This window comes from Paenibacillus sp. 1A_MP2 (genome assembly GCF_052244825.1).
Classification (GTDB): domain Bacteria; phylum Bacillota; class Bacilli; order Paenibacillales; family Paenibacillaceae; genus Paenibacillus; species Paenibacillus vandeheii.
Genome location: NZ_JBQQCS010000001.1, coordinates 272,937 through 297,914 on the forward strand (window position 1 = coordinate 272,937; position 24,978 = coordinate 297,914).

27 protein-coding genes, 1 tRNA gene and 1 riboswitch are annotated in these 24,978 nt (G+C 45.0%); of the genes, 11 read left to right on the forward strand and 17 right to left on the reverse strand.

The genetic code is table 11. The features are described 5' to 3' along the window. Positions 1–75: 75 nt before the first annotated feature. A riboswitch (cyclic di-AMP (ydaO/yuaA leader) is annotated at positions 76–213 on the forward strand. 3 nt (positions 214–216) lie between these two features. The 3 genes from ACTWJ7_RS01565 to ACTWJ7_RS01575 all read left to right on the forward strand — a co-directional run bounded on the left by ACTWJ7_RS01565 (position 217) and on the right by ACTWJ7_RS01575 (position 1,994). After that, entirely contained in the window at positions 217–687 is a 471-nt protein-coding gene (locus ACTWJ7_RS01565) for a C40 family peptidase (RefSeq protein WP_024628797.1), read from the forward strand. A gap of 373 nt (positions 688–1,060) precedes the next feature. Continuing rightward, positions 1,061–1,300, forward strand: a complete 240-nt coding sequence (locus tag ACTWJ7_RS01570; protein WP_079345556.1) for an ATP-dependent DNA ligase — start codon at positions 1,061–1,063, stop codon at positions 1,298–1,300. Between the two features lie 355 nt (positions 1,301–1,655). After that, complete coding sequence (locus ACTWJ7_RS01575; protein WP_179132658.1) at positions 1,656–1,994, forward strand: hypothetical protein; 339 nt, start codon at positions 1,656–1,658, stop codon at positions 1,992–1,994. 132 nt (positions 1,995–2,126) lie between these two features. Here the strand turns inward: ACTWJ7_RS01575 and ACTWJ7_RS01580 are convergent, their stop codons facing one another. Next, positions 2,127–3,005, reverse strand: coding sequence for a hypothetical protein (locus ACTWJ7_RS01580; protein ID WP_443145072.1), 879 nt, complete (start codon positions 3,003–3,005; stop codon positions 2,127–2,129). Positions 3,006–3,876: 871 nt separating this feature from the next. Here ACTWJ7_RS01580 and ACTWJ7_RS01585 point away from each other — a divergent pair. Continuing rightward, complete coding sequence (locus ACTWJ7_RS01585; RefSeq protein WP_079345550.1) at positions 3,877–4,371, forward strand: GNAT family N-acetyltransferase; 495 nt, start codon at positions 3,877–3,879, stop codon at positions 4,369–4,371. Positions 4,372–4,520: 149 nt separating this feature from the next. Next, a complete protein-coding gene (locus ACTWJ7_RS01590; RefSeq protein ID WP_094939379.1) occupies positions 4,521–4,880 on the forward strand; it encodes a c-type cytochrome in 360 nt (119 codons plus the stop codon). A 328-nt stretch (positions 4,881–5,208) separates the two neighbouring features. Here the strand turns inward: ACTWJ7_RS01590 and ACTWJ7_RS01595 are convergent, their stop codons facing one another. The 4 genes from ACTWJ7_RS01595 to ACTWJ7_RS01610 form a co-directional block, all read right to left on the reverse strand. Beyond that, entirely contained in the window at positions 5,209–5,601 is a 393-nt protein-coding gene (locus tag ACTWJ7_RS01595) for a PfkB family carbohydrate kinase (RefSeq protein WP_443145073.1), read from the reverse strand. Continuing rightward, a complete protein-coding gene (locus ACTWJ7_RS01600) occupies positions 5,562–6,194 on the reverse strand; it encodes a PfkB family carbohydrate kinase (RefSeq protein ID WP_443145074.1) in 633 nt (210 codons plus the stop codon). The genes ACTWJ7_RS01595 and ACTWJ7_RS01600 overlap by 40 nt, the downstream gene beginning before the upstream one ends. 7 nt (positions 6,195–6,201) lie before the next feature. Further along, positions 6,202–6,534: a 4a-hydroxytetrahydrobiopterin dehydratase gene (locus tag ACTWJ7_RS01605; RefSeq protein WP_443145075.1), complete on the reverse strand. Its 333-nt coding sequence runs from the start codon at positions 6,532–6,534 to the stop codon at positions 6,202–6,204. 252 nt (positions 6,535–6,786) lie between these two features. Continuing rightward, positions 6,787–7,080: a hypothetical protein gene (locus ACTWJ7_RS01610; protein ID WP_285080742.1), complete on the reverse strand. Its 294-nt coding sequence runs from the start codon at positions 7,078–7,080 to the stop codon at positions 6,787–6,789. A gap of 234 nt (positions 7,081–7,314) precedes the next feature. Here ACTWJ7_RS01610 and motA point away from each other — a divergent pair, with 234 nt between their 5' ends. After that, positions 7,315–8,115 (forward strand): flagellar motor stator protein MotA, encoded by an 801-nt coding sequence (motA, locus tag ACTWJ7_RS01615; RefSeq protein ID WP_024628803.1) that lies wholly within the window; start codon positions 7,315–7,317, stop codon positions 8,113–8,115. Further along, positions 8,102–8,917: a flagellar motor protein MotB gene (gene motB, locus ACTWJ7_RS01620; RefSeq protein WP_079345542.1), complete on the forward strand. Its 816-nt coding sequence runs from the start codon at positions 8,102–8,104 to the stop codon at positions 8,915–8,917. The genes motA and motB overlap by 14 nt, the downstream gene beginning before the upstream one ends. Before the next feature lie 136 nt (positions 8,918–9,053). On the opposite strand, the gene rluF is transcribed toward motB, so the two are convergent. Beyond that, complete coding sequence (rluF, locus tag ACTWJ7_RS01625) at positions 9,054–9,755, reverse strand: 23S rRNA pseudouridine(2604) synthase RluF (RefSeq protein ID WP_285080743.1); 702 nt, start codon at positions 9,753–9,755, stop codon at positions 9,054–9,056. An 18-nt stretch (positions 9,756–9,773) separates the two neighbouring features. Then, a complete protein-coding gene (locus tag ACTWJ7_RS01630) occupies positions 9,774–12,113 on the reverse strand; it encodes a PAS domain S-box protein (protein ID WP_301881188.1) in 2,340 nt (779 codons plus the stop codon). A 334-nt stretch (positions 12,114–12,447) separates the two neighbouring features. Between ACTWJ7_RS01630 and tadA the strand changes: the two genes are divergently transcribed. Together tadA and ACTWJ7_RS01640 are read left to right on the forward strand one after the other, a co-directional pair. Then, entirely contained in the window at positions 12,448–12,948 is a 501-nt protein-coding gene (gene tadA / locus ACTWJ7_RS01635) for a tRNA adenosine(34) deaminase TadA (RefSeq protein WP_094939376.1), read from the forward strand. A gap of 35 nt (positions 12,949–12,983) precedes the next feature. Further along, complete coding sequence (locus ACTWJ7_RS01640) at positions 12,984–13,553, forward strand: GNAT family N-acetyltransferase (RefSeq protein WP_301881189.1); 570 nt, start codon at positions 12,984–12,986, stop codon at positions 13,551–13,553. Between the two features lie 85 nt (positions 13,554–13,638). Here the strand turns inward: ACTWJ7_RS01640 and ACTWJ7_RS01645 are convergent, their stop codons facing one another. The 5 genes from ACTWJ7_RS01645 to ACTWJ7_RS01665 form a co-directional block, all read right to left on the reverse strand. Next, the gene (locus ACTWJ7_RS01645) at positions 13,639–14,733 is read right to left on the reverse strand and encodes a hypothetical protein (protein WP_301881190.1); all 1,095 of its coding nucleotides are present in this window, start codon (positions 14,731–14,733) and stop codon (positions 13,639–13,641) included. Positions 14,734–15,004: 271 nt separating this feature from the next. Continuing rightward, positions 15,005–15,157, reverse strand: a complete 153-nt coding sequence (locus ACTWJ7_RS01650; RefSeq protein WP_024628810.1) for a small acid-soluble spore protein P — start codon at positions 15,155–15,157, stop codon at positions 15,005–15,007. A gap of 23 nt (positions 15,158–15,180) precedes the next feature. Beyond that, on the reverse strand, positions 15,181–15,357 hold the full coding sequence (locus ACTWJ7_RS01655; RefSeq protein WP_173405207.1) for a hypothetical protein: 177 nt from the start codon (positions 15,355–15,357) through the stop codon (positions 15,181–15,183). 25 nt (positions 15,358–15,382) lie between these two features. After that, on the reverse strand, positions 15,383–15,724 hold the full coding sequence (locus ACTWJ7_RS01660) for a hypothetical protein (RefSeq protein ID WP_301881191.1): 342 nt from the start codon (positions 15,722–15,724) through the stop codon (positions 15,383–15,385). Between the two features lie 193 nt (positions 15,725–15,917). Further along, positions 15,918–16,005, reverse strand: a tRNA-Ser gene (locus ACTWJ7_RS01665). 228 nt (positions 16,006–16,233) lie between these two features. Between ACTWJ7_RS01665 and ACTWJ7_RS01670 the strand changes: the two genes are divergently transcribed. Both ACTWJ7_RS01670 and ACTWJ7_RS01675 read left to right on the forward strand, forming a co-directional pair. Beyond that, entirely contained in the window at positions 16,234–17,025 is a 792-nt protein-coding gene (locus tag ACTWJ7_RS01670) for a YheC/YheD family protein (protein WP_443145076.1), read from the forward strand. Between the two features lie 38 nt (positions 17,026–17,063). Beyond that, positions 17,064–18,062 (forward strand): YheC/YheD family protein, encoded by a 999-nt coding sequence (locus ACTWJ7_RS01675; protein WP_443145077.1) that lies wholly within the window; start codon positions 17,064–17,066, stop codon positions 18,060–18,062. Positions 18,063–18,214: 152 nt separating this feature from the next. Here ACTWJ7_RS01675 and serS read toward each other — a convergent pair whose 3' ends face one another. The 5 genes from serS to guaB form a co-directional block, all read right to left on the reverse strand. Further along, the gene (serS, locus tag ACTWJ7_RS01680) at positions 18,215–19,498 is read right to left on the reverse strand and encodes a serine--tRNA ligase (protein WP_079345530.1); all 1,284 of its coding nucleotides are present in this window, start codon (positions 19,496–19,498) and stop codon (positions 18,215–18,217) included. Between the two features lie 260 nt (positions 19,499–19,758). Continuing rightward, the gene (gene pdxT, locus ACTWJ7_RS01685; RefSeq protein WP_024628814.1) at positions 19,759–20,349 is read right to left on the reverse strand and encodes a pyridoxal 5'-phosphate synthase glutaminase subunit PdxT; all 591 of its coding nucleotides are present in this window, start codon (positions 20,347–20,349) and stop codon (positions 19,759–19,761) included. Between the two features lie 17 nt (positions 20,350–20,366). Further along, positions 20,367–21,248: a pyridoxal 5'-phosphate synthase lyase subunit PdxS gene (gene pdxS / locus ACTWJ7_RS01690; protein WP_024628815.1), complete on the reverse strand. Its 882-nt coding sequence runs from the start codon at positions 21,246–21,248 to the stop codon at positions 20,367–20,369. A 244-nt stretch (positions 21,249–21,492) separates the two neighbouring features. Continuing rightward, positions 21,493–22,881 (reverse strand): D-alanyl-D-alanine carboxypeptidase family protein, encoded by a 1,389-nt coding sequence (locus ACTWJ7_RS01695; RefSeq protein WP_443145078.1) that lies wholly within the window; start codon positions 22,879–22,881, stop codon positions 21,493–21,495. 421 nt (positions 22,882–23,302) lie between these two features. Next, a complete protein-coding gene (gene guaB / locus ACTWJ7_RS01700) occupies positions 23,303–24,760 on the reverse strand; it encodes an IMP dehydrogenase (protein WP_024628817.1) in 1,458 nt (485 codons plus the stop codon). Positions 24,761–24,978: the final 218 nt, after the last annotated feature.

Genomic DNA, 24,978 nt, shown 5'->3' on the forward strand with positions numbered 1-24,978 from the left:
ACAACTTTGTAATCTTTACCTTCATATTTGTAACTACTTAAAATTTAATCGTCATTTCTTGATTTCGCAGGTGCACAACTAGCATAGCCAAATTCCTAGCACCTGGGAAGCGGGGGAACCAGTTATGGGTGAATTGATCTTGCAACAGAGGGATCATAGGGGACCTTCAACCGAATCCTTAAGCTAACCTCGCAGGCATTGGAAGGGGTATATCTTTTGTTTAAGAAGAAATTAACCGCAGCTGTACTTAGCCTCACATTCGCATTATCGCTTGGAGCAGGCAGCGCATTCGCAGATTCAAAAATGGACCAAGTCATTGATTCAGCAATGGGAACTACATACAAAAGCGGAGGAACAACGCTTAACGGCTTTGACTGCTCTGGGTTTACAAGTTATGTATTCGACAAGCTGGGCATTGATCTGGCGCGCCAATCAAGTTCACAATTCGACATGGGCGATTCAGTATCCCGTATGGAAATGAGACCAGGTGATCTGGTATTCTTCAATACAACGGGCAAAGGGGTCTCGCACGTAGGAATCTTTGTAGGAGATGGAAAGTTTGCACACTCCTCTTCTTCCAAAGGAGTTACAATCAGCGCATTAAGTGAAAGCTATTGGGCTAACCGCTATGTTGGCGCTAAACGCATTATGAGCACGGACGCATATGAGACATTGGCCATCGACTAGGGACAAGCGGAGCAACGTCATGCTGTAACAATAACACTACTGTAACGAAGCATAATAGAACCGTCTGGTACATTCTCCGCAGGAATGTATCCGGCGGTTTTTTTGTGCTTCGTTTCATCAAAAGTATTTTGGGATAAGCTATCTAACCTAACTTTACTTTTTTCAGGGCTATTTTGCATTGCTTCGTCCGTGCTCTTATAATGTTTTTACCCATCCCACTATAATATAAACGAAATTACCGGAACTTTTGTTTCACGTATCTACATAAAAGTGTACAAAAAGAATATGTACATAATTCTCAGTTATACCAGTGAACCCATATACCTCTGGAATGCCGATTATGATATGTTCATTATGGAGAGGTGTAGCATATATGTTAAATCAACCAATCAAACCTATGCTGCTGTATCCGTTGCAGCCTAATCAAATAAAAAGATGGAAGTATAATAGTTTGAAATGGGATGGCTTTAGAATACTGATCCACTATGAGAATGGTAAAGTTCGTGCATTTTCAAGGCACGGTTACGGAAATTACATCAAGGTTTCCGGAATTGTTAGATATAAAGCTTCCCGTAAAATCAGCGATCCTGGATGGAGAGTGCATAGCATTTGATTTAACCCAGCCCAAGGATCAGCCACCGAAATACTGGTGGGATGATGCTATGGTAAGATTTAATACTAAAACTGAGTCAGGGGTTAAAAGAATTGTGACCACTAGTGGACCGAGTTCACGATCTATTATGCAACTTAAGCACAATTGCTGCTGTACTCTATGTTACAGTAAAGTAATATTCTTGAGGAGGTCTTTTTCTTTTGCATACTGAACACCTGGACATCATAAACAACGGCTAAATAGGAAATACGAACCAATCCTTTTGATTACTTTTATGCTATAATATGGTCAAAAATTAAAAGGAGTTGTATTTATCTCTAACCGGAAAATTATATTTGTTCTGCTTGCTTTACTTTTGTTTTTGTACGGCTGCACGAGCAAATCAGTTAGCGAAAAGCGTTTAGTTGCAAAGTCAGATAATTGGGTAGTTACAATTGATCTTGTACCAAATGAAGATAAGTACGAAGAAATTCCTTCCATACAATATATTGGAGAAGATCCTGTTGATGAAGAGGTAGAAGTTAATATTCTACATCCAAACAACAGTGCAACTAAAAACACAGTTAGTACTACAATTTCTCCAAATGAAGTGATTCAACTACCTACAAGGAGCAGTGTGGATGATTGGAAAGATGTTAAAAGTGTGAAGATAGTTTGGGGAGGAGAGGAAGAGGAAATTCCTGTAACTGAATGAGCACTATCTTAACACAATGGAAGAAGAGAAACAGCTTGAAAACGCTTATAGCCCTTAGCTTCCTCGGAAGCAATAAGGGCTATAAGCGTTTATTTTCTTATTTTTTTTCTTAAACTACACTAATCTACCCGATTAGTAGTTTTTGTTTGTCCAGTTCCAACGAGCACCAACTTCATCAGACGGATCATAATTTGATGAAGGACTTATTGTGATTGTTGGCACACCCGAGAAACCAAGCTCTCCATTTGCCAAATAAGTCCTATGGAAGTATTTCCCAACGGCAGAGCTTGAGTCAGGGGCGCTGTTATTACTATGTGCCTTACCCGCTTTTACTTGGCCAGAACCTTTGTGTCCGTCAACTGTGTAGTAGCCACAGTCTTGGCTCCACCAACTACCAATTAGGTTAATAGCCCAACCCACTCCAGCTCCTGGATTGTATGTGTTGTATCCTGACCAAATAGTACCGCCATTTGTTCTTCTCGATGGGCAACCTGGGTATGCAGTTGGGCGGTCTTGGTATCCTCTCGCTTGATAAGAGTACTTAGCTGTTTCCGGATACGGATCGAAATCATCGGTCCAAGCAATCCCGAATTTCTCTTCGGATGTGAAATTTGGTCTGTAGCTCCAATCCGAATTGTATGAAAAGATAAAATCAACATAACCTGATGGAGCTTTAACTTGACTCACTACCAAGCTATGGGTCCAGTTAGGTAAAGACATGAGGCTAAAATCCTCGGCAACCCCTTCTTCACTCTCGGTTAGTTGGCCAAGAGCGTTTTTGTGAGCTGTAAAGATCGCTTTTTCCTCATAAAGATATTCCTTTTGATACAGTTCTAATGTATCGATTACTTCTTGAGTGTATCCTGCGTTTTTCAGATAAGTATTGATCTCTTGCTCGTTTATTCCATTTAATTCAATGACTTGATCCTCCGCGGCTGCAGATCCAGCTAAAACACTTGTGAATAAGCTTAAAATTAACAGTAAGGTTGTAAATCTTTTTTTCTTTACCATTCAACTATACATCCCTTCTCTATAAAATAGTATAAAACCAAGGATATAATACTATTTAATCCCATTTATGTATATGGGTATAAGGTCATTTAGGAAAATGGTTTATTTCTTTATTTACATAGATTTACGGGAACGTAACCCGATTTCGCTAAAGCCTTTTCAATCTTTCCATATGGTACAATGAAAGAAAATGGGTGAGGAAGTAATGATGAATAAAAGCAAAAATGTATGGTACGTAATATGGACTCACTCGGACGTATTGTTATTCCTATTGAGATGAAACGTTCACTTGACGTGGAAATCGGTAATTCTCTTGAGTATTTTATTGATGAATCGGATCGTAGAATCTTACTGGGAAATATAGGGCAATGGAATGTTTCTTCTGTTCAGCTGGTGATCATTTAACATATTTCAAAAATTAGTCAGTAGCCACAACAGAGTCTGGTGAAGAAAGAAAGTATACCCGCAGCAAAGACATGATCCTGGAATTGATTCATGTCATGGAAAAGTATCTGCTGAAACTCAAAAAAGGTGGGCAGATCTGCTTGGTGTTAATAAGTTGCAAAATAAAAATGTTTCACTAAGAACGGTAAACTTCCTTCTCCGAAGTTCGAAGAATTTTGTACACCTATTTCTGTACATTAAAAAAGCCAAAGATATCCTTGATCCATAAGCAAAAGGATATGTTTGAGTATTTTTGTACAGATAACTCTATGTAGATACTAATTATTTTTTTCAATAACGAGGACTTGCCAAATGAACGCCTCTTTTGTAGAGTGAAAACAAGCATAGATATGGAATGACATATCTATGCTATTGGTTAAATTAAAATCATTATAGCTTGTTCACAATGAGAGGAGCGTGCAGTTGTATGGATGAAGCCCCTGTGACGTTTCACGTTGTGCCCATGCAAGAAGAACATGCGGAGCTCATCTGTGATTGGCAGTATGATCCGCCTTATAATATTTATAGCTGGCTGCCCTGGGAGCAGATGAAAGCACTCGAAGTGGAATTCGGAGATCCCCAGCTTCGGAAGGAACAATATGCAGTGGTGTTGGGAGAGGATCATCAAATTTGGGGTTTCGCTCAATACTTCCCACTTGAAGGTGTCACTCGCATTGGGCTTGGTATGCACCCCGAACGCTGTGGTCATGGTCAGGGAACAGCTTTTGTCTCGGCCATTGTGAAGGAAGCCCTTCGCCGGAACCCGGCAAACGAAATTGATCTGGAAGTCCTGACCTGGAATGAACGGGCCATTCGTGTCTATCTCAAGGCAGGATTTGTTACGCAGGATACATACGAACGACAGACACCGAGCGGTTTGAAACCTTTTTACTGCATGGTCTATGAAGGTCCACGCGATTAAATAGGGCTTCAAATCATCGAAAAAGTCCCCGGTTATGTGATTAGTTCAAAAAATTACCACAAAATGCTATGATGTAACTACAGGTTCCGTTATAATGATATGGATAGTTTCAGGTTAGATGATCTTTCATTCTGGAGGGGACATAAGGGATGCACAAATGGATCATGAGCGGGGTATTTTTTGCAGCGTGCGCTTTAGCTATTGTACTAATGTTTACGCTTCCAGGGAAAGAGGAAGTTGCAGAAGAAGCGAAACCGACGATGCCGCAAGTTACCATGGATGCAGGACAGGCCGAGACACTGGTCAAAGCCAACTGTATTACCTGTCACGGTGATCAGCTTCAAGGGGGCATGGGCCCTAGTCTGCAGAAGATTGGCAGCCAGGACGATGTGGAGAAGATTTATACGACCATTGTCAAAGGCAAAAGCGGCGGTATGCCTTCGTTCAAAGACAAGCTGAAGGAAGAAGAAATCGCGAATATTGCGATGTGGCTGGCGGAGAAGAAGTAACCCCATCGTTTAAGGCGAACAGTTAAGACAGGTTGCAAGCATGTATAGCGTGGTGGCTTCAATCACCTCCTGCTCTTTAACGCATGCTCTAAACCACGTTGATGCTGAACGCATAACGTAGCCAACCGTATCACAGGGTTACCGGGTTTAATCAATGTTCTACAGATAAGAGGCTCTCACTCTCCCTTGCCGGGAAAGTAAGAGCCTCTTGGTCATATTTACATGCTTAGCGTGTAGAGAAAGCTCCGGTGAAAATATGCGGCGCTATGGCTACTCCGGTTGCATGAGCTCATTCTGCCGCCTATAATTCATCCTAAAGAAGAATGGTTTACTGCGTTTTTGCCTTCTGCTCGGCAAGGAAAGCCTGCACTTCACGTGCAGACGGCATCCCGGACTGGGCGCCGAGCTTCGTCACGGACAACGCGGCTGCGCCCATGGCGAAGCTTACCGCCGCGTCCAGCGTCTCTCCGCGCGCGAGGGCTACCGCCAGCGCGCCGTTGAAGCAATCGCCAGCGCCGGTCGTGTCGACGGCGCTTACGGCGTAGCCGGGCGCACGGCATGCGCCGGCACGCCCTGCCTGTACGCGGCCGCCAGGCGCCGCCGCGTATACAGCCCCCTCGGGGCCGAGCGTCGTAACGACAGCGGCCCCGAGGGATGCGGCGAGCTCTGCGACCGCCGCATCTACGTCTTCCGGCCGGAGATCATCCCGGCCGGTAAGCACGGCAAGCTCGCTGCGGTTCGGCGTAACGACGTCGACGCACCGCAGGAGCTCCTGGGCAGACCCGGCACCGCGGGAGCCGGGTTGAGCACCACCAATGCGCTGCCTTCAGCCGCCAGTTGGGCGGCGCGGGTGACCGCAGGCAGCGGGATCTCCAGCTGCAGCAGCACCGCTGCGGCTGCAGTCAGGCTTTTTACCGTATCCGCCTCTTCCAGCATCGCAGGCACAACCCGCCCATTCGCTCCAGGAATGACAATAATCCGGTTATCTCCTTTGGAGAGCCAGATGGAGGCCGTACCTGTAACCGTATCATTCAGAATACGGACTTGTGAGGCATCTGCCCCACTTTCCGTTAGACTGTGCAGCAAGCGTTCACCAAAACCATCCGATCCTACCGCACCAACCATCGTTGTCTGTCCGCCAAGTCGTGCTGCTGCCACCGCTTGGTTGGCACCTTTACCTCCGGCCAGATAGTGCAGTTCCTCCCCGCTCACCGTTTCCCCTTCCTCGGGAATAATGTCCGTCTTCACCACCAAATCCATATTAAGGCTGCCTACGACAGTAATAAGCGGTTTGTTCTGATTATCGTCTGACATGTATGCTTCACTCACTTCCGGTAGTGCGATGATAACCGCGCCAGTTTATTCCGACCTCTTTCTCAAACGCCTCGTTATATTGCTCTGCTTCTTTAATATCTACAGATGTGATGCCACCTTCATCCCAAGATGTGAGACGTAGCGTGACCGTTGTATAGTCAATCGTAATAAAAGGGTGATGATTGAATGCTTCTGAAATCGCTGCGACCTCGTCCACAAATGCAATCCCTTTCATGTAGTTGGAAAATACGAACTTGCGGACAATCCATCGTCCCTCTTCCAGTTCCCAGCCTTCCAGCCTTCCCAGATGAGCTTCGACTTCCTCTTGCGTAAAAACCATACGTTATCTTCCTCCCCATATGATGGCTCATCACAGACAGCTGTCCGCGGTGCCATCAAAACCTTTGGTGCTACCACAGCAACCCAAACGCATAGGTCCACCGCCCTGCGGTTCGCCCGTTTCATGACTATCATCTTACCACGGACAAGCCTCAAATTCCAATAGTACAAATGGCGCTAGATCCACTAACCATAAGGCTTTTGGGAGATTCTCCAACCCCGTTTTCCATGCCAAATATCTTATAGGAGCATACTAAATGAGTGGTACAAAAGTCAGCTCTTCTTCCCCAATTAAGATATGAATTCGGTGCTGTTCCTTGTCATGAATGACCACTCCACTTCCTACCGGAATGACAGACTCCTCGCCCAGCGCATAGAACAGATCTTCCGCCAATGCCTCATCCACTTCGAGTTGCTCTGTTACACCAAGGCGTGACCATTCTTCCTCATCCATCTCAAAGAAAACATAGCGGTCCGGTATTCGGCCTATAGCCTGTGTCAAATCTGTCAATATTCCTTCATAATCCCGTCCATGCTTTACGCCCATTGACTTTTCACTCCTGTTTAGCCCCTAAGGAGCAGATTTGTTCTTATTATACCTGAAAATAACCCTTAAAAAAAAAGGCCATCTGGTCGATAAATACTATACATGACCGTTTTAACTGTTTCTGCAACCCTCAAGGTTGCCTAACATTAAACGGATTGCGGTGTAACGTTCGTCCGGAAGCCCGAATAAAGCCGCTTGAAAGGATTCAATTTTATCTCATGGATGAGGTGTATGATGGAAATTTCAACGATTATCGGACTAGTTTTAGGGCTGGTTTCACTTGTAGTGGGTATGTTCCTGAAGGGTGCACCCCTTATCAACCTGGTTAACAACCCGGCAGCCTACGTTATTATTTTTGTTGGTACGGCAGCAACTATTTTCATGGCATTTCCCATGTCTGAAGTTAAAAAAATCCCCAAGCTATTCGGGGTACTGTTCAAAAAGCAGCAACTGATTGACCGTGTTTCTCTAATCGGCACATTTATGGACTGGGCTTCCACCACCCGCCGTGAAGGTTTACTTGCACTTGAATCGAAAGTCGAAGATATTGATGATCAGTTCCTGCGCGGCGGTATGCGTATGATTATTGACGGCAATGATCAGGAATTTGTAAGTGATGTACTCATGGAAGATATTCATGCTACAGAAGAGCGCCATCGTGGCGGTGCCTTGATCTTCGCCCAAGCGGGGATGTATGCACCAACGCTCGGGGTACTCGGGGCCGTTGTAGGTCTCATCGCAGCGCTTGCCGATCTCAGTGATATGGAAAAGCTCTCTCATGCGATTGCAGCAGCGTTTATCGCGACACTTCTCGGTATCTTTAGCGGTTACGTGTTGTGGCATCCGATGTCCAATAAACTGAAGCGGATGTCCAAGAAAGAGATGGAAATCAAGCTGATGATGGTCGAAGGCTTGTTATCGATACAATCCGGTGTATCCACCATTGCCATTAATCAAAAATTATCTGTATTCCTGACACCTTCCGAACGTAGACAGTTGGAAGAGAAGGAGGGCTCATCAGGTGAAAAAGGCTAAAAAACACGAACCGCATGAAGAACATATAGACGAGAGCTGGCTGCTTCCCTACTCCGACTTGATGACGTTGTTGCTCGCTCTGTTTATCACACTATTCTCTATGAGCTCTATAGATGCAACGAAGTTTGAACAGATGGCTTCAGCTCTGAGCAGCGCATTGAACGGTGGTTCGGGTGTACTGGATCATACATCCATGAACCCTACAGATTCCACTACAGATTTGGGCAAAAACAAACAGCAGCCTGAAGATATCAAGAAGACACCGGCTCAGATTACAGATGCGCAGATGGCTCAGAAAGAACAGGAAGATCTGGAGAAACTCAAGAAAAAGCTTGATCAATATATTCAGAAAAATGGCCTTTCCGACCAGCTGAATACCAAGCTGAATCAGTCTGAGCTCAAGATCACGATCAGTGATAACGCCCTGTTCTCCTCAGGCCGGGCTGATGTTAAGCCCGAGTCTCGTTCACTGGCCAAAGCCATCTCTAGCATGTTGCAGGAATTCCCGGAATATGAAGTCGTTGTGTCTGGCCATACTGATAATGTTCCCATTTCGAACAGCCAATATAAGGATAACTGGGATTTAAGTGCCGATCGAGCACTGAATTTCCTCAAAATTCTGTTATTAAATGAGACGCTGGACCCAGCGAAATTCACACCTAGTGGTTATGGAGAGTATCACCCGATCGCTAGCAACCAATCTGAAGCTGGACGAGCTCAGAATCGTCGGGTAGAAGTTTCAATTATCCGTAAGTACCAGAGTAACAACACGTCCGTGAAAGCAGTTGAACAAGGTAACTAACGGGGCGTTCGTTGTGCAAACTCACGCTTAAGTCACTCTCCTTCATTACAGGAGAGTGACTTTTTTCTATCCACTGATATTAAAAAGCGCCGCTTTCCTTTTGGAAAGCAGCGCTTTGACAATCATTATTTATTATTTATTCCATCGTATAGTCCAGGAGACTGCTTAATTCCGATTTTTCTGCGGACGTTAGTTCTCTCCATGTGCCTGTGGCCTGTTCGCCAAGATGAATGTTCATAATTCGAATCCGCTTCAACTTCCGAACCTCATAGCCAAATGCACTGCACATCCGGCGAATTTGACGGTTTTTCCCCTCCGTCAGAATAATGCGGAACACCCGATCAGATATGCGAGTCACCGTACAAGGCAACGTCATTTCGCCAAGGATCTTGACGCCTGTGCTCATGCCTCTCAAGAAACTTGGCGTTACTGCACGATCCACGGTCACAATATATTCTTTCTCATGGCGCCCTTCGGCTCTTAGAATTCGATTGACGATATCTCCGTCATTGGTCATCAGGATCAGACCTTCCGAATCCTTATCCAGACGACCAATCGGGAAGATGCGCTCTTTGTGCCCTACAAAATCAACGATATTCCCTTGAATGTGACGCTCAGTTGTACTCGTTATTCCAACAGGTTTATTGAGCGCAATATATACGTGTTTGCGTTTTTCCTTAATGGGTTGACCATTAATTCGAACATCATCACCATCTTCTGCTTGACTGCCCAGTTCTGCCGTCACTCCATTAATCGTTACTTTTCCGCTTTCCACCAATCGGTCGGCCTCCCGACGGGAACAAAAACCTGTTTCACTGATAAATTTATTAATACGCAAAAGGTAATCTCACCTCGTCTAGTTCTCTTCGTCTGTAAGTTCATTGTCCGTCTTATGCTCTTCCTCTATACTTTCCGTTTGCTGCTGGGAAGCAGGTAGGTCGATAATGACGGTCGTCCCCTTGTTCATGACGCTTTTGATATCCATCATGCCCTTGTGTGATTGAATAATGCGCTGGCTGACCATCAGGCCAAGCCCTGTACCCGATTCCTTGCTTGTAAAGAATGGTTCTCCCAGCTTAGGCATCAGTTCTTCTGGAATTCCAGTGCCTTCATCCTTGATTTCAATCCGAACCCGATTATTCTCTTCGTCATGATTGAGTTTAATTCGGATATTGCCTCCGTCTGGCATAGCCTCCATGCCGTTCTTCAACAAGTTAATGAAGACCTGCTTCAACTGGTTCTCTTCACAGTGTACCATAGCTGAGTCGGATGAAGCATTCAGTACAAACTCCACACCATGCAGATGCGCCTGGCTGTCCAGTAATGATATAACATCTCCCAGAATGAAGCGAATATCCCGTTCCTGAAAATGAACCGCCTGTGGTTTCGCCAGTATCAAAAACTCTCCCACAATGAGATTAATTCGATCCAGCTCGGATAGCATCAAATCCAGGTGACGATGATTAAGCTTATTCGTCTCTTGTTGGAGCTGGAGGAAGCCACGCAGCGTCGTAAGCGGATTACGTATCTCATGTGCAACCCCGGCAGCCAGCTGGCCTACCGTCGTCAGTTTCTCGGAACGTCTGAGCAGCTCCTCCATACGATTACGGCTGGTAATGTCTCTGGATACACTAATTAGTGCTGTAATCTCGCCTGCTTCATCCCGGACTGGAGCTGTACTCACGCTAACTTCGACACGGCTGCCGTCCTTCTTCATCCATGTCGTTTCATTAGAGGTAATGGACATGCCCTCAATCAACTGGGCATGCTGCTCTCGCATCTGCTCTTCAGTGCCAGGAGGGATAATCTTCAATTGGCGGCCTTCAACTTCACGACTGCGCCAGCCATATAACTGCTCAAAGGCACGATTCACCCGCAGTACATTTCCATCCAGATCCGTAATATGAATCGCGTCTGCCGTTTGGTTAATGATCGATTCCAAATGCTCTTTTACCGCCCGATTTTCTTCATACATCTGTTTCAGGCGATTCGTATAATGCCCCAAATTACGAATCATGGCATTAATACGATTGGCTAATTGGCCCAGTTCATCTTTCCTTCTCACTTTCAGACGGAAGTCAAAATGACCGTCAGCCACATCATTCACTTTGCCCAAAATAGATTGAATAGGACGCGTAATATAGCCCGCAAGCAAATAGCTGCCAAAGATCACAATCTCCAGCAACACAAGTGAAATCGAGGCATGGCTAACCAGCTGTTCAGATACCATGGAGGATATTTGCTTATAGTCCATGACAATACTGATCACATAAGATGATTCATTTGGAGTAAATATAGGAATGAAGCTTTTGAGTACCTTTTGTTCATGAGTTTCACTGACAAAGGATACATTCTGCCCAGTACGAATTGCCCGTACAACCGCCTTGTGATCCTCTTCTGCGGTACCATATTGATATGTACCGAAACGAATAGGCCTGTTGTTTAGCTTGCTGTGGTTCGTATCCCTTCCGTCATTGCTCATACTTGAGCTGCCGAAGGTCAACGGGTTGATGCCTGTAATCTCCAGAATCGATGGATTAACTTCACGAATCTTATTCAAAATCTCGTCTGGACCAGAGATCTTCACATAGCTGTCAACAGCGGCATTATTATAGAAGGGATTGATTATGTAATTTCTCTTCCCATCATGATAGTAACCCCAGATATCAACATCTGACGGATTTGATGTAGAGTATTCGAATCCATCCGACCAAAAATGGTCCAATTTCTGTCCCTGTGAAATTGTAACCTGATGATTTTCGAAAAGCTGTTTAAATGCCTGATACCAATACGTCATGGATTTGGTAGACAATCCAATCTCCTTTGGATCGGAAGACCGGGTAACCACAATATCATCAGCCGTTTGCTCCATCAACGAAATATGGGAGACCCCGACTTTTTCTCTCATGCGAACCAGATCTTCATTTGTGATATTATGAATATCCGGGTCCAATTCTTCCGCTGCCATTACAGAGGCCAACCACAGATTGTTCCCAATCTGTCGTTTTACATATTCTGAACTGGACTGACTCTGTTCGACAGCAATTGCAATCTGTTTGGCCGTAAGCACCATCTTGTTTTCGCTGTCCTGCCTTAAATTCTCTTCTGTAGTATAATAACTCAGTGCTATATTCAAAACTAATATGACGAGCACCGAGCACGACATAATCATGGATAATTTCGTTTTAATAGACAACTTTTTCGTTCACCTCTCGGCTTGTACCCTCTGGCGATATATGGCAAAACCTATATCCATCATAACTGTTGTCTGTCTATTTGAAAAGGATAATTGACCCTCGTCCAAAAGTTACCGTTTGGCTGAAAAACGCGAATTCCATTGTATTTTGTCTTTTCCATGCCTACAATGGGAATAACCACTAAAAGATATACACAAATCCACAGGCATGTGGATAGTATGTTCATAACTATGTGAGCAACTCATCAGTTATCCACAGACTTATACACAACATGTTAACAAACGAATGTTTGTTCGCCGCACAAATGCTCTTTGGAAGGAGTTTTATATTTTAATGAAGGATGACGTTCTCCAACCTGATCTTTCGCATCTCTCGGAGGAGGCTCAACATGAGCACTGGATGCGTGAAGCTATTGCTGAAGCTTACAAAGCGGAAGCACTTGGTGAAGTACCCATCGGGGCTGTAATTGTTCAACATAACCGCATTATTGGACGTGGTTACAACCTGCGCGAAACAACACTTGATTCCACAGCGCATGCGGAGATGGTCGCCATAAGGCAGGCCAGTGAGGCCATCGGTGCATGGAGACTCCTGGATTGCAGTCTGTACGTCACACTGGAGCCTTGTCCCATGTGTGCAGGTGCTATTGTACAATCCAGAGTACCTCGAGTCATATATGGTACCGCTGACCCCAAGGCCGGCTGTGCAGGAACGCTGATGAATTTATTGCAGGAACCTCGTTTTAATCACCGAACCGAAGTGGTTGCTGACATTCTGCAACCGGAGTGCTCCACCATGCTGACTCAGTTTTTCCGGCGTTTACGCAAAAGATAGAATCTGGACACCCATCAGGAAAGGAAGTGCAATCCATGCCGCTTACACTGTACGACACACCAAAAGGGATAAGTCTCCGGTTACTTACTTCACAAGATACAGAAGCGTATCTTGCTCTTATTCAAATCACACGTCTTCCCTACCAAGCTGTTGAGCCTATCCGGGATGATGAATTCTATACGCTGCATGCGCAAACCAGACGTATTCAGGATAGAATGCAGGCAGCAGAGGAAGGAACAGGGTATCAATTCGGAATTTTCACAATCGATGATGGTGTTCTTATTGGCCAGGTTAGCTTGAACAATGTCGTTCAGGGTGTTGCCAATTATGCTGATATGGGATACTTTATCCATCCAGACTATCAGGGCGGTGGACGAATGACAGCAGCCGTGAAGCTCGCTGTATCCTACGCCTTCCGTGCCTTGAAATTGAACCGTGTTCAGGCGGCCATCCTGTTATCCAATACTGGTTCCAAACGTGTCCTGGAGAAAAACGGCTTTCAGGCTGAGGGCATTGCTCGTAAATATCTCAAAATTAACGGAGCGTATCAAGATCATCAGATCCACGCTGTGCTGGCCGAGGACTTAGGCGAATCGTTACAGTAATTGAACAAACCGTGGAAACAACATACAAAGAGCCGCTCAACCCTAAGGTCGAGCGGCTCTTTGCTTTAACGTATGAATCGGTGACTTAGTATCCGTAAGATGCGTTCATTAGTTCTTCAAACTCATCCATTGTTATAACGTCCTCACCAGTAGGAATATTGATTTTGAAAGCTGGCTTCTCGTTAATTTTGGTGTATGTGTTTGATCCAGTGAATGCAAGCTTAACTTCATCCTTGGTATCAGGCTGTTTAATCAACAGATCAGCAACCATTTTTTGATATACCGGGAAATCTTTTTTGTCTAAAGCAAAATCAATGTGGAACTGGTTAATGGTCAGTGTGTCTTTCAACTGGTCCAGATCTTTAGCCATTTCAGCTTGATCTGCTTCAGTGATCTTCAAATCCTCTTTGGCTTTGTCGATATCTGCCTGACTCATTTGCAACATGTCACGATATTCTTCTTTAGAGATGATATCCAGTACTTTTGGCAGTGCTTTGGTTACCAGAACAGTAACGGCTTCTTTCACATTGTCATTGTTGACCGAAAATTGAACCACTTGCTTGGCATCCAGACCTTCAGGAAGCTGTGCATCCTTCACATTCAGGTTTTTAAAGAATTTATCCTGATCGTACTCGCTCAGAACCGCATCCATAACTTCATTGCTCAGCTTTTGTGTTTTCGCGGCATCCATAGCATCCGGGTTCCATTCCGTTCCTTCTTGCTCAGCCAGTTCTTTCAGATCCAGCTCCAGGAATTTACCAACAACCGTTTCCGGAATCGGGAAGAACGGAATACTTGGCACTTTAACATATAACTTCTCAGCGGTCATAACCATTGGAATGGTAAATGTCATGCCCATATCGCCCTTAAGCTCAATGCCTACAGTCATTTCGGTTTGCATTGGTTCACTTTGGTATACACCAGTAACATTCAACTGGGCATCCTTCAGCATGCTCATAAACTGAGACATCGTTGGATCCTGCTGTGACTCGTCTGCAGCTTTATAGCTCAATTCATTAATAGTGAAATTAGAACTCATCTCATACGAAGTCAGTTTGGAAGCATTGGCTGCCGCCGTCTTCATTGCCTCTTTCGGTTCTTGCTTGCTGCTACATGCTGTCAGTGCCATAGATACGGTTAACAGCAACGTAAGAAGAAGCGCCCCCATACGTTTAGTCATTTGTTTCTCTCCTCTCGTGATAACCCCAAAAAAATAATTCAATATCAATGATATACCATTTATTCTGAAACGGAAACACGATTTGGGAAATTTGTGAGCTTTACTCTCTAAATTGGCTACAAAGACCTAGGTAAGCTTTAAATATCAATGGTGCACTCCTTTAATTCATGTATGAACGCGCAAAATCCCGGTTAGTTAACCGGAGTTATAGGAATTGTTATGCATTTTTAATATGTGCTAAAAGAAAGGAATGATCTTTCCTTTATTTAACCTAGCCCTGAGGATTGTTATGATCCACATGGTTCTGGTTTTTTACTTTTTTGGAGCCTGACAACGGTTCCTGCATGGAAGAATGCTTTTCAGGTTTTCGGTGTTGCTCAGCAGCCTGGGCTTCAGGCACAGGTGTTGTTTTGGGTTTGCTCATGTTGTTCCCCCTCTTCGTTTGGATTAGGAATGGGACGGGTCCATATCTTCCGTTTTGTCATGATTCATGGAATCCTGATGCCGACGGTCATTCGAGTCCTGTTGAATCTGTTGGGCATGGTGACTATTCACAGGTATCTGATCCAGATCGGCGACTACATTTTGCAAGTTTTTATCAGTTCCAGCTTTGGCTTTGCTCACGAATTACCACTCCTTTGACGTCTACCTACTGTCTGGTTTTGGGTTGCAACGACTGGGCACATTCATGAATATGACGCGTGTAATCCTGAGCCAATTCTTGAATGGGCTCTGTCCGCTCATCCGTCGTTCTGCCATCACGTTCCACATCAATCAGCTGCACGCTGACTTCACGAGCATCCACATAGGCACACTTGAAATCAAAAGAGTACATCTGGTGTCCCGCTGTTGCAATGTGAATTCGAATAGCCTGCTGATCGGCCTCGTCAGCCATAACCTGAGCCCGATCTCCGACATTTAGAACTTCAGGCAATCTTTCCTGCCAAGCACCTACAAGCTCCGTCTGATCTATGTTTAATTCGCGGTTCATCTTACCACCTCCACTCTTATATAAAATGCGGCGATTCGGATATTTTTATGCATCACATGGATATTGAAACAAACTGATTTTCTGAAGTAAACACGCTCTGGAAATACAGCGTATATGCAACTGCGCAAGATGTATAAATAAATGCAAAAAAGGACCCGAGCTTATCGCTCTGATCCTTATCATAATTGTAGTATGGCGGAGAGGGTGGGATTCGAACCCACGTGGAGTTGCCCCTAACGGTTTTCAAGACCGCCCCGTTATGACCGCTTCGGTACCTCTCCAGGACATTAACTTTTATAAACTTGCCAACGAAATTGATCATAACATAATTGCATGCCAGAAAGCAACCTTTTTATAAGAATTTATATATCCAATTTTATCAAGAAGGGATTTCCCCCTACCAAGTAAAGATAAACCGCGCTGGCCCGACGATTGGAATTGTTGTTCAGAATCTGTTCAGCCATGCCCTGTATAATTGAATCTAGACTTTTTCATGATGAGGTGATGAAATGTTTATAGGTGTGTATCGGAACAATGACCCTTTGAACTCCTTACCTGAGGAACGAATCAGCGAACTGATCTCGGAGGGAATGAAAAAAGGTGCGCATGTTTTCCTTTTTGATGCCAGTCACATTGATGTGGAACAGGAAGTGATTCATGGTACCTTCCGGGAAGGAAATTCATGGGTGCAAAGGAACGTCCCCCTCCCTGACGTGGTACTTAATGAAGCACCTGAGCCTGGTCAGAACAGACCTGAATGTGAGGACTGGCTGCGCCGGAGGGTCCCTTTTACAACATTTCTGATTCATGGAAAATACGACATTCAGAAGAAATTGGAGCCCCTCTTCAAAGATTACCTCATTCCGACAGAATGCTTGCAGGATCCGGATCAATTTCTTGCTTATTTGGATGCTCACGGAGAAGTTGTTGATTTCCGAATACATATTCAGCGTGATGGAACGGGACGATGGGCCCTGACCAGAATGTATGCCCGCACTGGAAATACGGACTCCATCATCAGCAATATAAGTAAAGGTGGCCGCATTGAGGATGCCGCTGATCTGCTCTATCGTTTATTCCCAAGTCAAGCAGACCGGATCAGTCGTGAGATGGAGCGGCTTGCTATTCGTATAGCAGAGACAATCAACCGTTCGTATTCCTTTCTTATTGATGAGCTTGGCATGGATTTTATTGTGACTCCGGAAGGCCGAATATATTTCGTGGAAGCCAATGTTAGCCCCCAACACCGTCTCATGAACAGGTTCGAGCAGCAAGAGCGATTGAATATGCCCACTATGTAGCCAAAGCAGGGCAATTAGCACCCCATCCCGTTATTGCCATGCTTACCAATGACCCCAATGATAAGCAACTCGTGAATGCCTGTGCCTATTCAGCAAAATGGAATAATGCAGCGTTTTATTATTTTGCTCCACACGATGTTCATGCTGAATTGCGCTATATCAAAGGGTATGTCCTGGAGGACGGGGAGTGGGAAGCTCGGTACTGTCCCTTCCCCGATGTGGTCTATGACCGATTGAAGGCACGTGGAAATACGAATTACAGTGATGTATACGAGGCTTTAAGACATATACCTTTCACCGATGAACGAAACGTAGGTTCCTTTAGCAAGAACGAAATTTTTGAAATACTTCAAAATCATGCAGAGCTTAGTTCGCATCTGATCCCGCATACTGCCGTTGAAAACGGTGGTGAGATTTTGGCTTTCATCGATACTTACGGGACTTCCATCATTAAACCCTCGATAGGCCCGTTCGGCAGCGGAATCATTGTTGTTCAGCGTGAACAGGAAGGCTTCTCCGTAAAGACTCATGAGCTTGTTCACCAAATGAATGGTGAGGAGTTCGGGCAACTGATTTCCATGCCTGCAGCCCAGAAGGGATTAATTATTCAAAAGTTTGTTCGTAGCGAAACCCGGAACGGACTTCCTTATCATATAAGACTGCATTTAGTCCGGAACGGAAGCGGGGAATGGTCTTTTATTTCCGCTTTTCCTTTTCTCTTTACCCCTAGCGAGTATAAAGTGGTAAACGACGCCGGTTCACTTCGTGCATTTACGACATGGGACTGCCTTTCTCATCATGAGTTTCCTAATAAGGAAGAAGTCATGCTGATGAGGCTGGAACGAATGGCGAGCATGACGGCTGATCACATTGCAGGCCATGTGAAGGAGCGAATCTGCGAGCTGGCCATTGATGTAGGGATTGATTCGCTGGGTGAGATTTGGATTTTTGAAGTCAACATGAACAAAATCGATTCAACGCACAGGGAATTTGAAGTCGCACAACATATGATTCCGTTTGCACTTTCTTTGCGTTAATTCTACATTTACAAAATGGACATGCGTACTTGGCTGCGTTGTACAAAATAACCATAAGCCTACCCAACAAAAAAACCGTCTCCTTAGCCAATGGGAAGTTCGAACTTCCATTGGTCAGGAGACGGTTTCTTTCATTCATTTAATTGAATAGCTTAGGAACGACGTGCAATCACGCTGACTCCGCCCATGTAAGGACGCAGTGCTTCAGGAATAACCACTGTTCCATCTTCTTGTTGGTAGTTCTCCAGTATAGCAGCTACTGTACGCCCTACTGCCAGTCCTGAACCATTTAAGGTATGAACAAATTCCGGTTTCGCTTTTGGTTCTCTACGGAAGCGGATATTGGCCCGACGTGCCTGGAAGTCTTCGCAGTTGGAGCAAGACGAAATTTCACGATACGTATTGCTTTCCGGCAACCAGACCTCTATGTCATACGTTTTCGCAGAGGTGAAGCCCATATCTGCCGTGCACAACGTCAGAACACGGTAAGGCAGTCCCAATAATTGAAGCACACGTTCCGCATTTTGTGTCATTTTCTCCAATTCCTCATAAGAGGTTTCAGGAGAAGACAGTTTCAACAACTCCACTTTATTGAACTGGTGCTGACGAATCAAGCCGCGTGTATCCCGTCCAGCAGAACCGGCTTCCGATCGGAAACAAGAGCTGTATGCTACAAAGTGCTTCGGCAGTTGATCTGCATTTAGAATCTCCTCGCGATGATAGTTCGTTACCGGAACTTCAGCGGTAGGTATCAAGTAATACTCTGTATCTTTCAGCTTGAACAGGTCTTCCTCGAACTTCGGCAGTTGACCCGTTCCAAACAAGCTGTCCCGGTTTACGATGTATGGTGGCAAAATCTCTTCGTATCCATGCTGATCACTGTGGAGATCCATCATGAAGTTAATCAAGGCACGTTCCAGACGTGCACCAAGCCCCTTATAAAAGGTGAAACGTGATCCTGTTACTTTGGCAGCCGCTTCAAAATCAAGAATATCGAGATCCTGTGCGATTTCCCAGTGTGCTTTTGGTGTAAAGGAAAACGACTTAGGCTCTTCCCAACGGCGAATCTCCACATTATCATCTTCAGACGCACCAATAGGTACACTCTCATTAGGGATATTCGGAATCGCCATCGTTAGATCATTGATTTTCGCTTCCAGTTCACGCACTTCTTCGTCCATTGCTTTGATTCGGTCGGAAACCTCACGCATCTCAACAATCAGATCGTCCGCATTCTCACCATTCTTTTTAAGTTTGGCTACTTCACCTGAAACGGTATTCCGGCGATTTTTCAGGTTTTCATTCTCTTGCAGCAATTCGCGACGCTTGGCATCCATCTCCGAGAACCCGGCGATTAGATCCAGCGATTTGCCGCGGTTTGTCAACGCTTCTTCAACACGTGCGTACTCATTCCGCAATATTTTTACATCAAGCACTAGATATCCCTCCTAAATAACACCACAAAGTAGAAACCTTCCTTTTTGCCCATTCCATAGCTTTGCGGCTCCGCATCACTTTTATGATTCCTTATTGGTAAAAAACAACCTATGGCCTCCGGCGCTACCCTACGCTGCGATTCCCGCTTAAACACGGGCAACATCAGGCATCCGACCAGACAGCACCGCACCAGCAAGCCTTGTGAGCCTCTGAAGGACTGATCTGGTATACCGGCAGATCATAGGTTGTATATCATTCACTATTGGTTCTGTACAGACTGTTTATACGATCTGGCCATGTCTACGAAGTAAGCATGCAGTCGATAATCATCTGTCAGTTCAGGATGATAGGAGCAAGCCAGCAGATGCCCCTGCCGAGCAGTAACAATCTCATCCTTGTAAGTGGAAAGAACCTCTACCTGGTTCCCCACACTCTCAATCAGAGGTGCCCGAATGAACACAGCCCTTACCGTTTCCTCAATACCTTTAACCGGAAGATCTGTTTCAAAGCTCTCCCTCTGCCGTCCAAATGCATTTCTGGATACGGTCATGTCCATCAGCTCCAGATGAGCTTCCTCTTGTCCTGCAATATGTTTAGCCATAACGATCAAACCAGCACAGGTTCCGAACACTGGTTTACCCTCAGCAGCGAATGCCCGAATGGCCTCCATGAAACCATATTTGCGCATTAGTTTGCCAATCGTGGTACTCTCACCGCCAGGAAGAATCAGCCCATCCAGCTCCTCAAGTTGCTGAACCTGTTTGATAGCCAATCCTTCTGCTCCGGCCCGTTCAATACTACGAATATGCTCTGTGACTGCCCCTTGAAGTGCTAAAACGCCGATTTTCATTTGCAATTCCCCTTCTCTTACCAACCGCGATCCTGCATGCGCTCGGAAGGCGCAAGTTTGGAAATCTCAATACCTTTCATCGGTGCCCCAAGGTTTTTGGACACTTCAGCAATCAGTTTGTAGTCTGTATAATGCGTTGTCGCTTCTACGATGGCACGTGCAAATTTCTCAGGGCTGTCCGATTTGAAAATCCCTGAGCCTACAAATACACCATCTGCGCCCAGGTGCATCATAAGTGCAGCATCTGCAGGAGTTGCTACGCCACCAGCTGCAAAGTTAACTACAGGCAGCTTTCCATTCTCATGTACATCCAGCAAAAGCTCATATGCAACGCCCAGGTTCTTCGCTTCAGCATATAGCTCGTCCTTGGACATATTGGTTACTTTACGAATCTGACCATTAATAAAGCGCATGTGACGAACGGCTTCGACAATGTTTCCTGTTCCCGGTTCACCTTTGGTACGAATCATGGAAGCTCCTTCGCCGATCCGGCGCAACGCTTCGCCCAAGTCTTTGGCGCCACATACAAACGGTACAGTGAACTCATGTTTGTCGATATGGAATACTTCATCGGCTGGAGTCAGAACTTCACTCTCATCGAGGTAATCCACTCCCAGGGATTCCAGTACCTTGGCTTCAACATAATGTCCAATCCGCGCTTTGGCCATAACAGGAATGGTTACGACTTTCATCACTTCTTCAACAATAGTTGGATCCGCCATACGGGCTACTCCTCCTGCTGCACGAATATCAGAAGGAACACGCTCTAATGCCATAACTGCTGTCGCACCTGCTGCTTCAGCTATTTTAGCTTGTTCGGCATTCATAACGTCCATAATGACGCCACCTTTTTGCATTTCAGCCATACCTCTTTTAACGCGTGATGTTCCCGTTTCCATATTCCAAGCCCCCCGTAATGTATGTGTCAATCTTGTCCAAGAACAGGATGTGAAACCTCTAATGTCAGGTAGAAGAACAATAGACTTTTTAGCTGATTCATACGTAGAATTCTAACTTGATATTTTACCGGAAAAATTGTAAATATACAATCCATCCGGTCGGAATTACTTGTATTTTGTCAATGGACCATCGACACAATATTAAAAATGCCATTTTATCCTGTTCTCTTGGAGCCTTTGCCTATTAGAACAGGTTTTTGATGCCATCAAACAGATCAACGAAGAAATCTTTTACTGCACGGAAGAAGAGACGGAACCAGCCGCCTTTTTCAGCTTCTTCTGCGGTAATTAGGTTCACTGTCTTCTCCTGAGGTTCGATTCCATCCGCTTTATAAGTATAAGTAACGGTCCCAACTTTGGTTCCGGCCTTGATTGGAGCAACCAGCTTATCAGCCTCAGTTACATTGGCTTTAAAAGTGACATCCAGGTTTTGAGTACCTTTGGGTACAACGAAACTAACAGCATTATTCGTCACTACAGGTACAGTCGTTTCCGTCCCTTTTTTCACAGGTACAGCTTCCCAGCCTGTGACTTTAGTTTTGGCAGCAACCGCCTGTTTAACTTCAAAATTGTTGAATCCATAATCCAATACTTTCTTCGTTTCTCTGAAACGCGCCGGCTCTGAATCCGTACCCATAACCACACTAATCAGACGCATGCCATCACGTTCAGCTGTTCCTGTAAAGTTATTCCCTGCGTTCGTGGTATGGCCTGTTTTCATTCCGTCTAGACCCTCGTAGGCATAGCTTTTGAAATTGGTTATATTTTTATTCGCTTCCAGCATCCAGTTATAGTTGATGATAGGATCTTTATCATTTGGACGGAATTTATAAGATTGAATTGTTGTAAAATCTTTGTAGTCCGGGTGATCCATGATGATGTATCTGCACAAAATGGCCGCATCCCGTGCCGACATAACGATTTCTTTATCTTCAGCTGGACGGAAATCCGCAGGCATATCCGCACGGTCCAGACCTGTGGAGTTGATGAAATAGCTATCTTTCATTCCCATACGCTTCGCTTCATCATTCATCATTTTCACAAAAGCTTGTTCGGAACCTGCAACATATTCAGCCAAAGCAACCGTGGCATCGTTAGCAGAACCTACGGCCATAGCAATGTATAGCTCCTTGACCGTATGCTGGTCACCCTCTGCGAGGAAAATTCGAGATCCAGTACTTTGTGCCGCGTTCTTTTTAACTGTAACGATATCATCCCAGCTAAATTTCCCTTGTTTGACTTGCTCAGCCACAATATACTCAGTCATCATTTTGGTCATGCTGGCAGGCGGCATAGCTTTATCCGCATTAACATCGAGTAGAATTTGTCCAGTTGAAGCCTCCATCAGCACGGCTGATTTTACATCGAGTCCCAGTGTATCTACTGAAGGAATGTTCACGATCTTTTCTGTCTTCGTTGTTGTAGCCGCCGCGGTCAATACCTGGCCGGAATCGCTGGCAGCAGCCATAACAGGCATTACCGCAGACATGCAGAGCATATTAATCAGCATAACCGAGGCTACACTTTTTTTGAGCATTTGACGTTTTTTCTTATTCATTTGTTTGGCTTTCAATGATGAATACTCCCTTCGGTCCGAAGCTACTTTTGTGTGCTTCAGGTGCAGCTTGAGCTGCGATTTTTTCTTAGTCCCTATCAGGTGAAGATGACGTGTGAGATGTGTAGTATATGCGCTGTATCGAAAGAGCAATGTCATTGCTCCTGAAGTCGTATCGATTGTCACTTAGTTAGCATTAAATAAATGCATATGTAAAAGGACGTCCGCGCTTCTTTTCTAGCTGGGCAACCTTTTTCTATCAATCCAGATTCATTGTCAAAAGCAGTTTCATAGACTCACGTCAAAAAACCGCCGCAACGCCCTAATCCATAAAAGGATCATCACCGCTTGTTCTATTCTATCACAGGGGTATCCGCAAAAAAGACAGGCCCGGCGAAAATCGCCAAGCCTGTCCTGGAAATAATTAACACAATTCGGATTACAACGAGTAGTTAGGTGCTTCTTTTGTAATCTGTACGTCATGTGGATGACTCTCGCGAAGTCCCGCACCTGTAATACGAATGAATTGAGTGTTATTACGAAGCTGTTCCAAACTGCTTGTACCACAGTATCCCATACCTGAACGAAGACCACCAATCAACTGATGAATGGTATCAGATAAAGGTCCTTTGTAAGCAACGCGTCCCTCAATTCCTTCCGGAACCAGTTTCTTGTCATCATCCTGGAAGTAACGATCTTTACTTCCTTGTTTCATCGCAGCCATTGAACCCATGCCACGGTAAACTTTGTAACTACGTCCTTGGAAGATTTCCGTTTCTCCCGGGCTTTCTGCCGTACCTGCAAACAAGCTTCCCAACATAACTGCATGAGCACCTGCAGCAAGAGCCTTGGTAATCTCACCAGAGTACTTGATACCACCGTCAGCAATGATTGGTACGCCATATTCACGTGCTACATTTGCACAATCGTATACTGCTGTAACTTGAGGAACACCGATACCAGCAATTACACGAGTTGTACAGATGGAGCCTGGACCAATTCCTACTTTGACAACTGACGCCCCTGCTTCGATCAATTCACGGGTTGCATCGCCTGTAGCAACGTTACCAGCAACAATTGTCAGGTTAGGGAAACGCTCGCGCAGCTGACGAACGGCATCAATGATGTTAATGTGATGTCCATGTGCCGAGTCTACTGTAATCAGGTCAACACCAGCTTGAACCAATGCATCAGCACGTTCAAAGGTATCTTTGGAAATCCCGATCGCTGCACCAACCAGCAAACGTCCTTGTGCATCTTTAGCTGCGTTAGGGAATTGAATTGCTTTTTCAATATCTTTAATGGTAATGAGACCTTTCAGTGTGTTGGACTCATCTACTAATGGAAGTTTCTCGATTTTGTGTTTCTGAAGAATGCCTTCTGCTTCTTGCAGTGTAGTACCTACAGGCGCAGTAACCAAATTCTCACGAGTCATGACTTCACTGATTTTAATGGAGAAGTCGTGGATAAAACGCAAGTCACGATTTGTCAGGATACCCACAAGCTTTTGATCTCCTTCAACAATCGGTACACCGGAAATGCGATATTTCGCCATAACCGATTCTGCATCCGAAACCAGATGTTCCGCTGTCAATGAGAACGGGTTGGTGATAACGCCACTCTCCGAGCGTTTAACCCGATCCACTTCCTCCGCTTGCTGCTCAACAGACATATTTTTATGGATGATACCAATACCGCCTTCACGGGCAATCGCAATAGCCAATGTCGCTTCAGTAACAGTATCCATACCAGCACTAATCAAAGGAATATTCAGTTTTACGCTGTCACTCAAACGAACAGATACGTCCACTTCTTTAGGCAGTGTCTCGGACTTCCGGGGCACCAGCAGTACATCGTCGAAGGTGAAACCTTCCTTACCAAATTTATCTTCCCACACGCGGGCGTTCCTCCTTATGTTTGCTCAGCTTTACGGTCCAAAACCCGAAGATCCCAGGCTGTATTTTATGCCGAAAATACGTTTTCTGAAAAATTTATTATTGCCATCTTAGCAAAGCGTTATTTAGACTGTCAAGGGAAACTCCCTGGTTATATTAGGTGTATTGCCTGATGCATACAACTGTATTTCTTGCACGGACAGGTTCATTTCATATATAA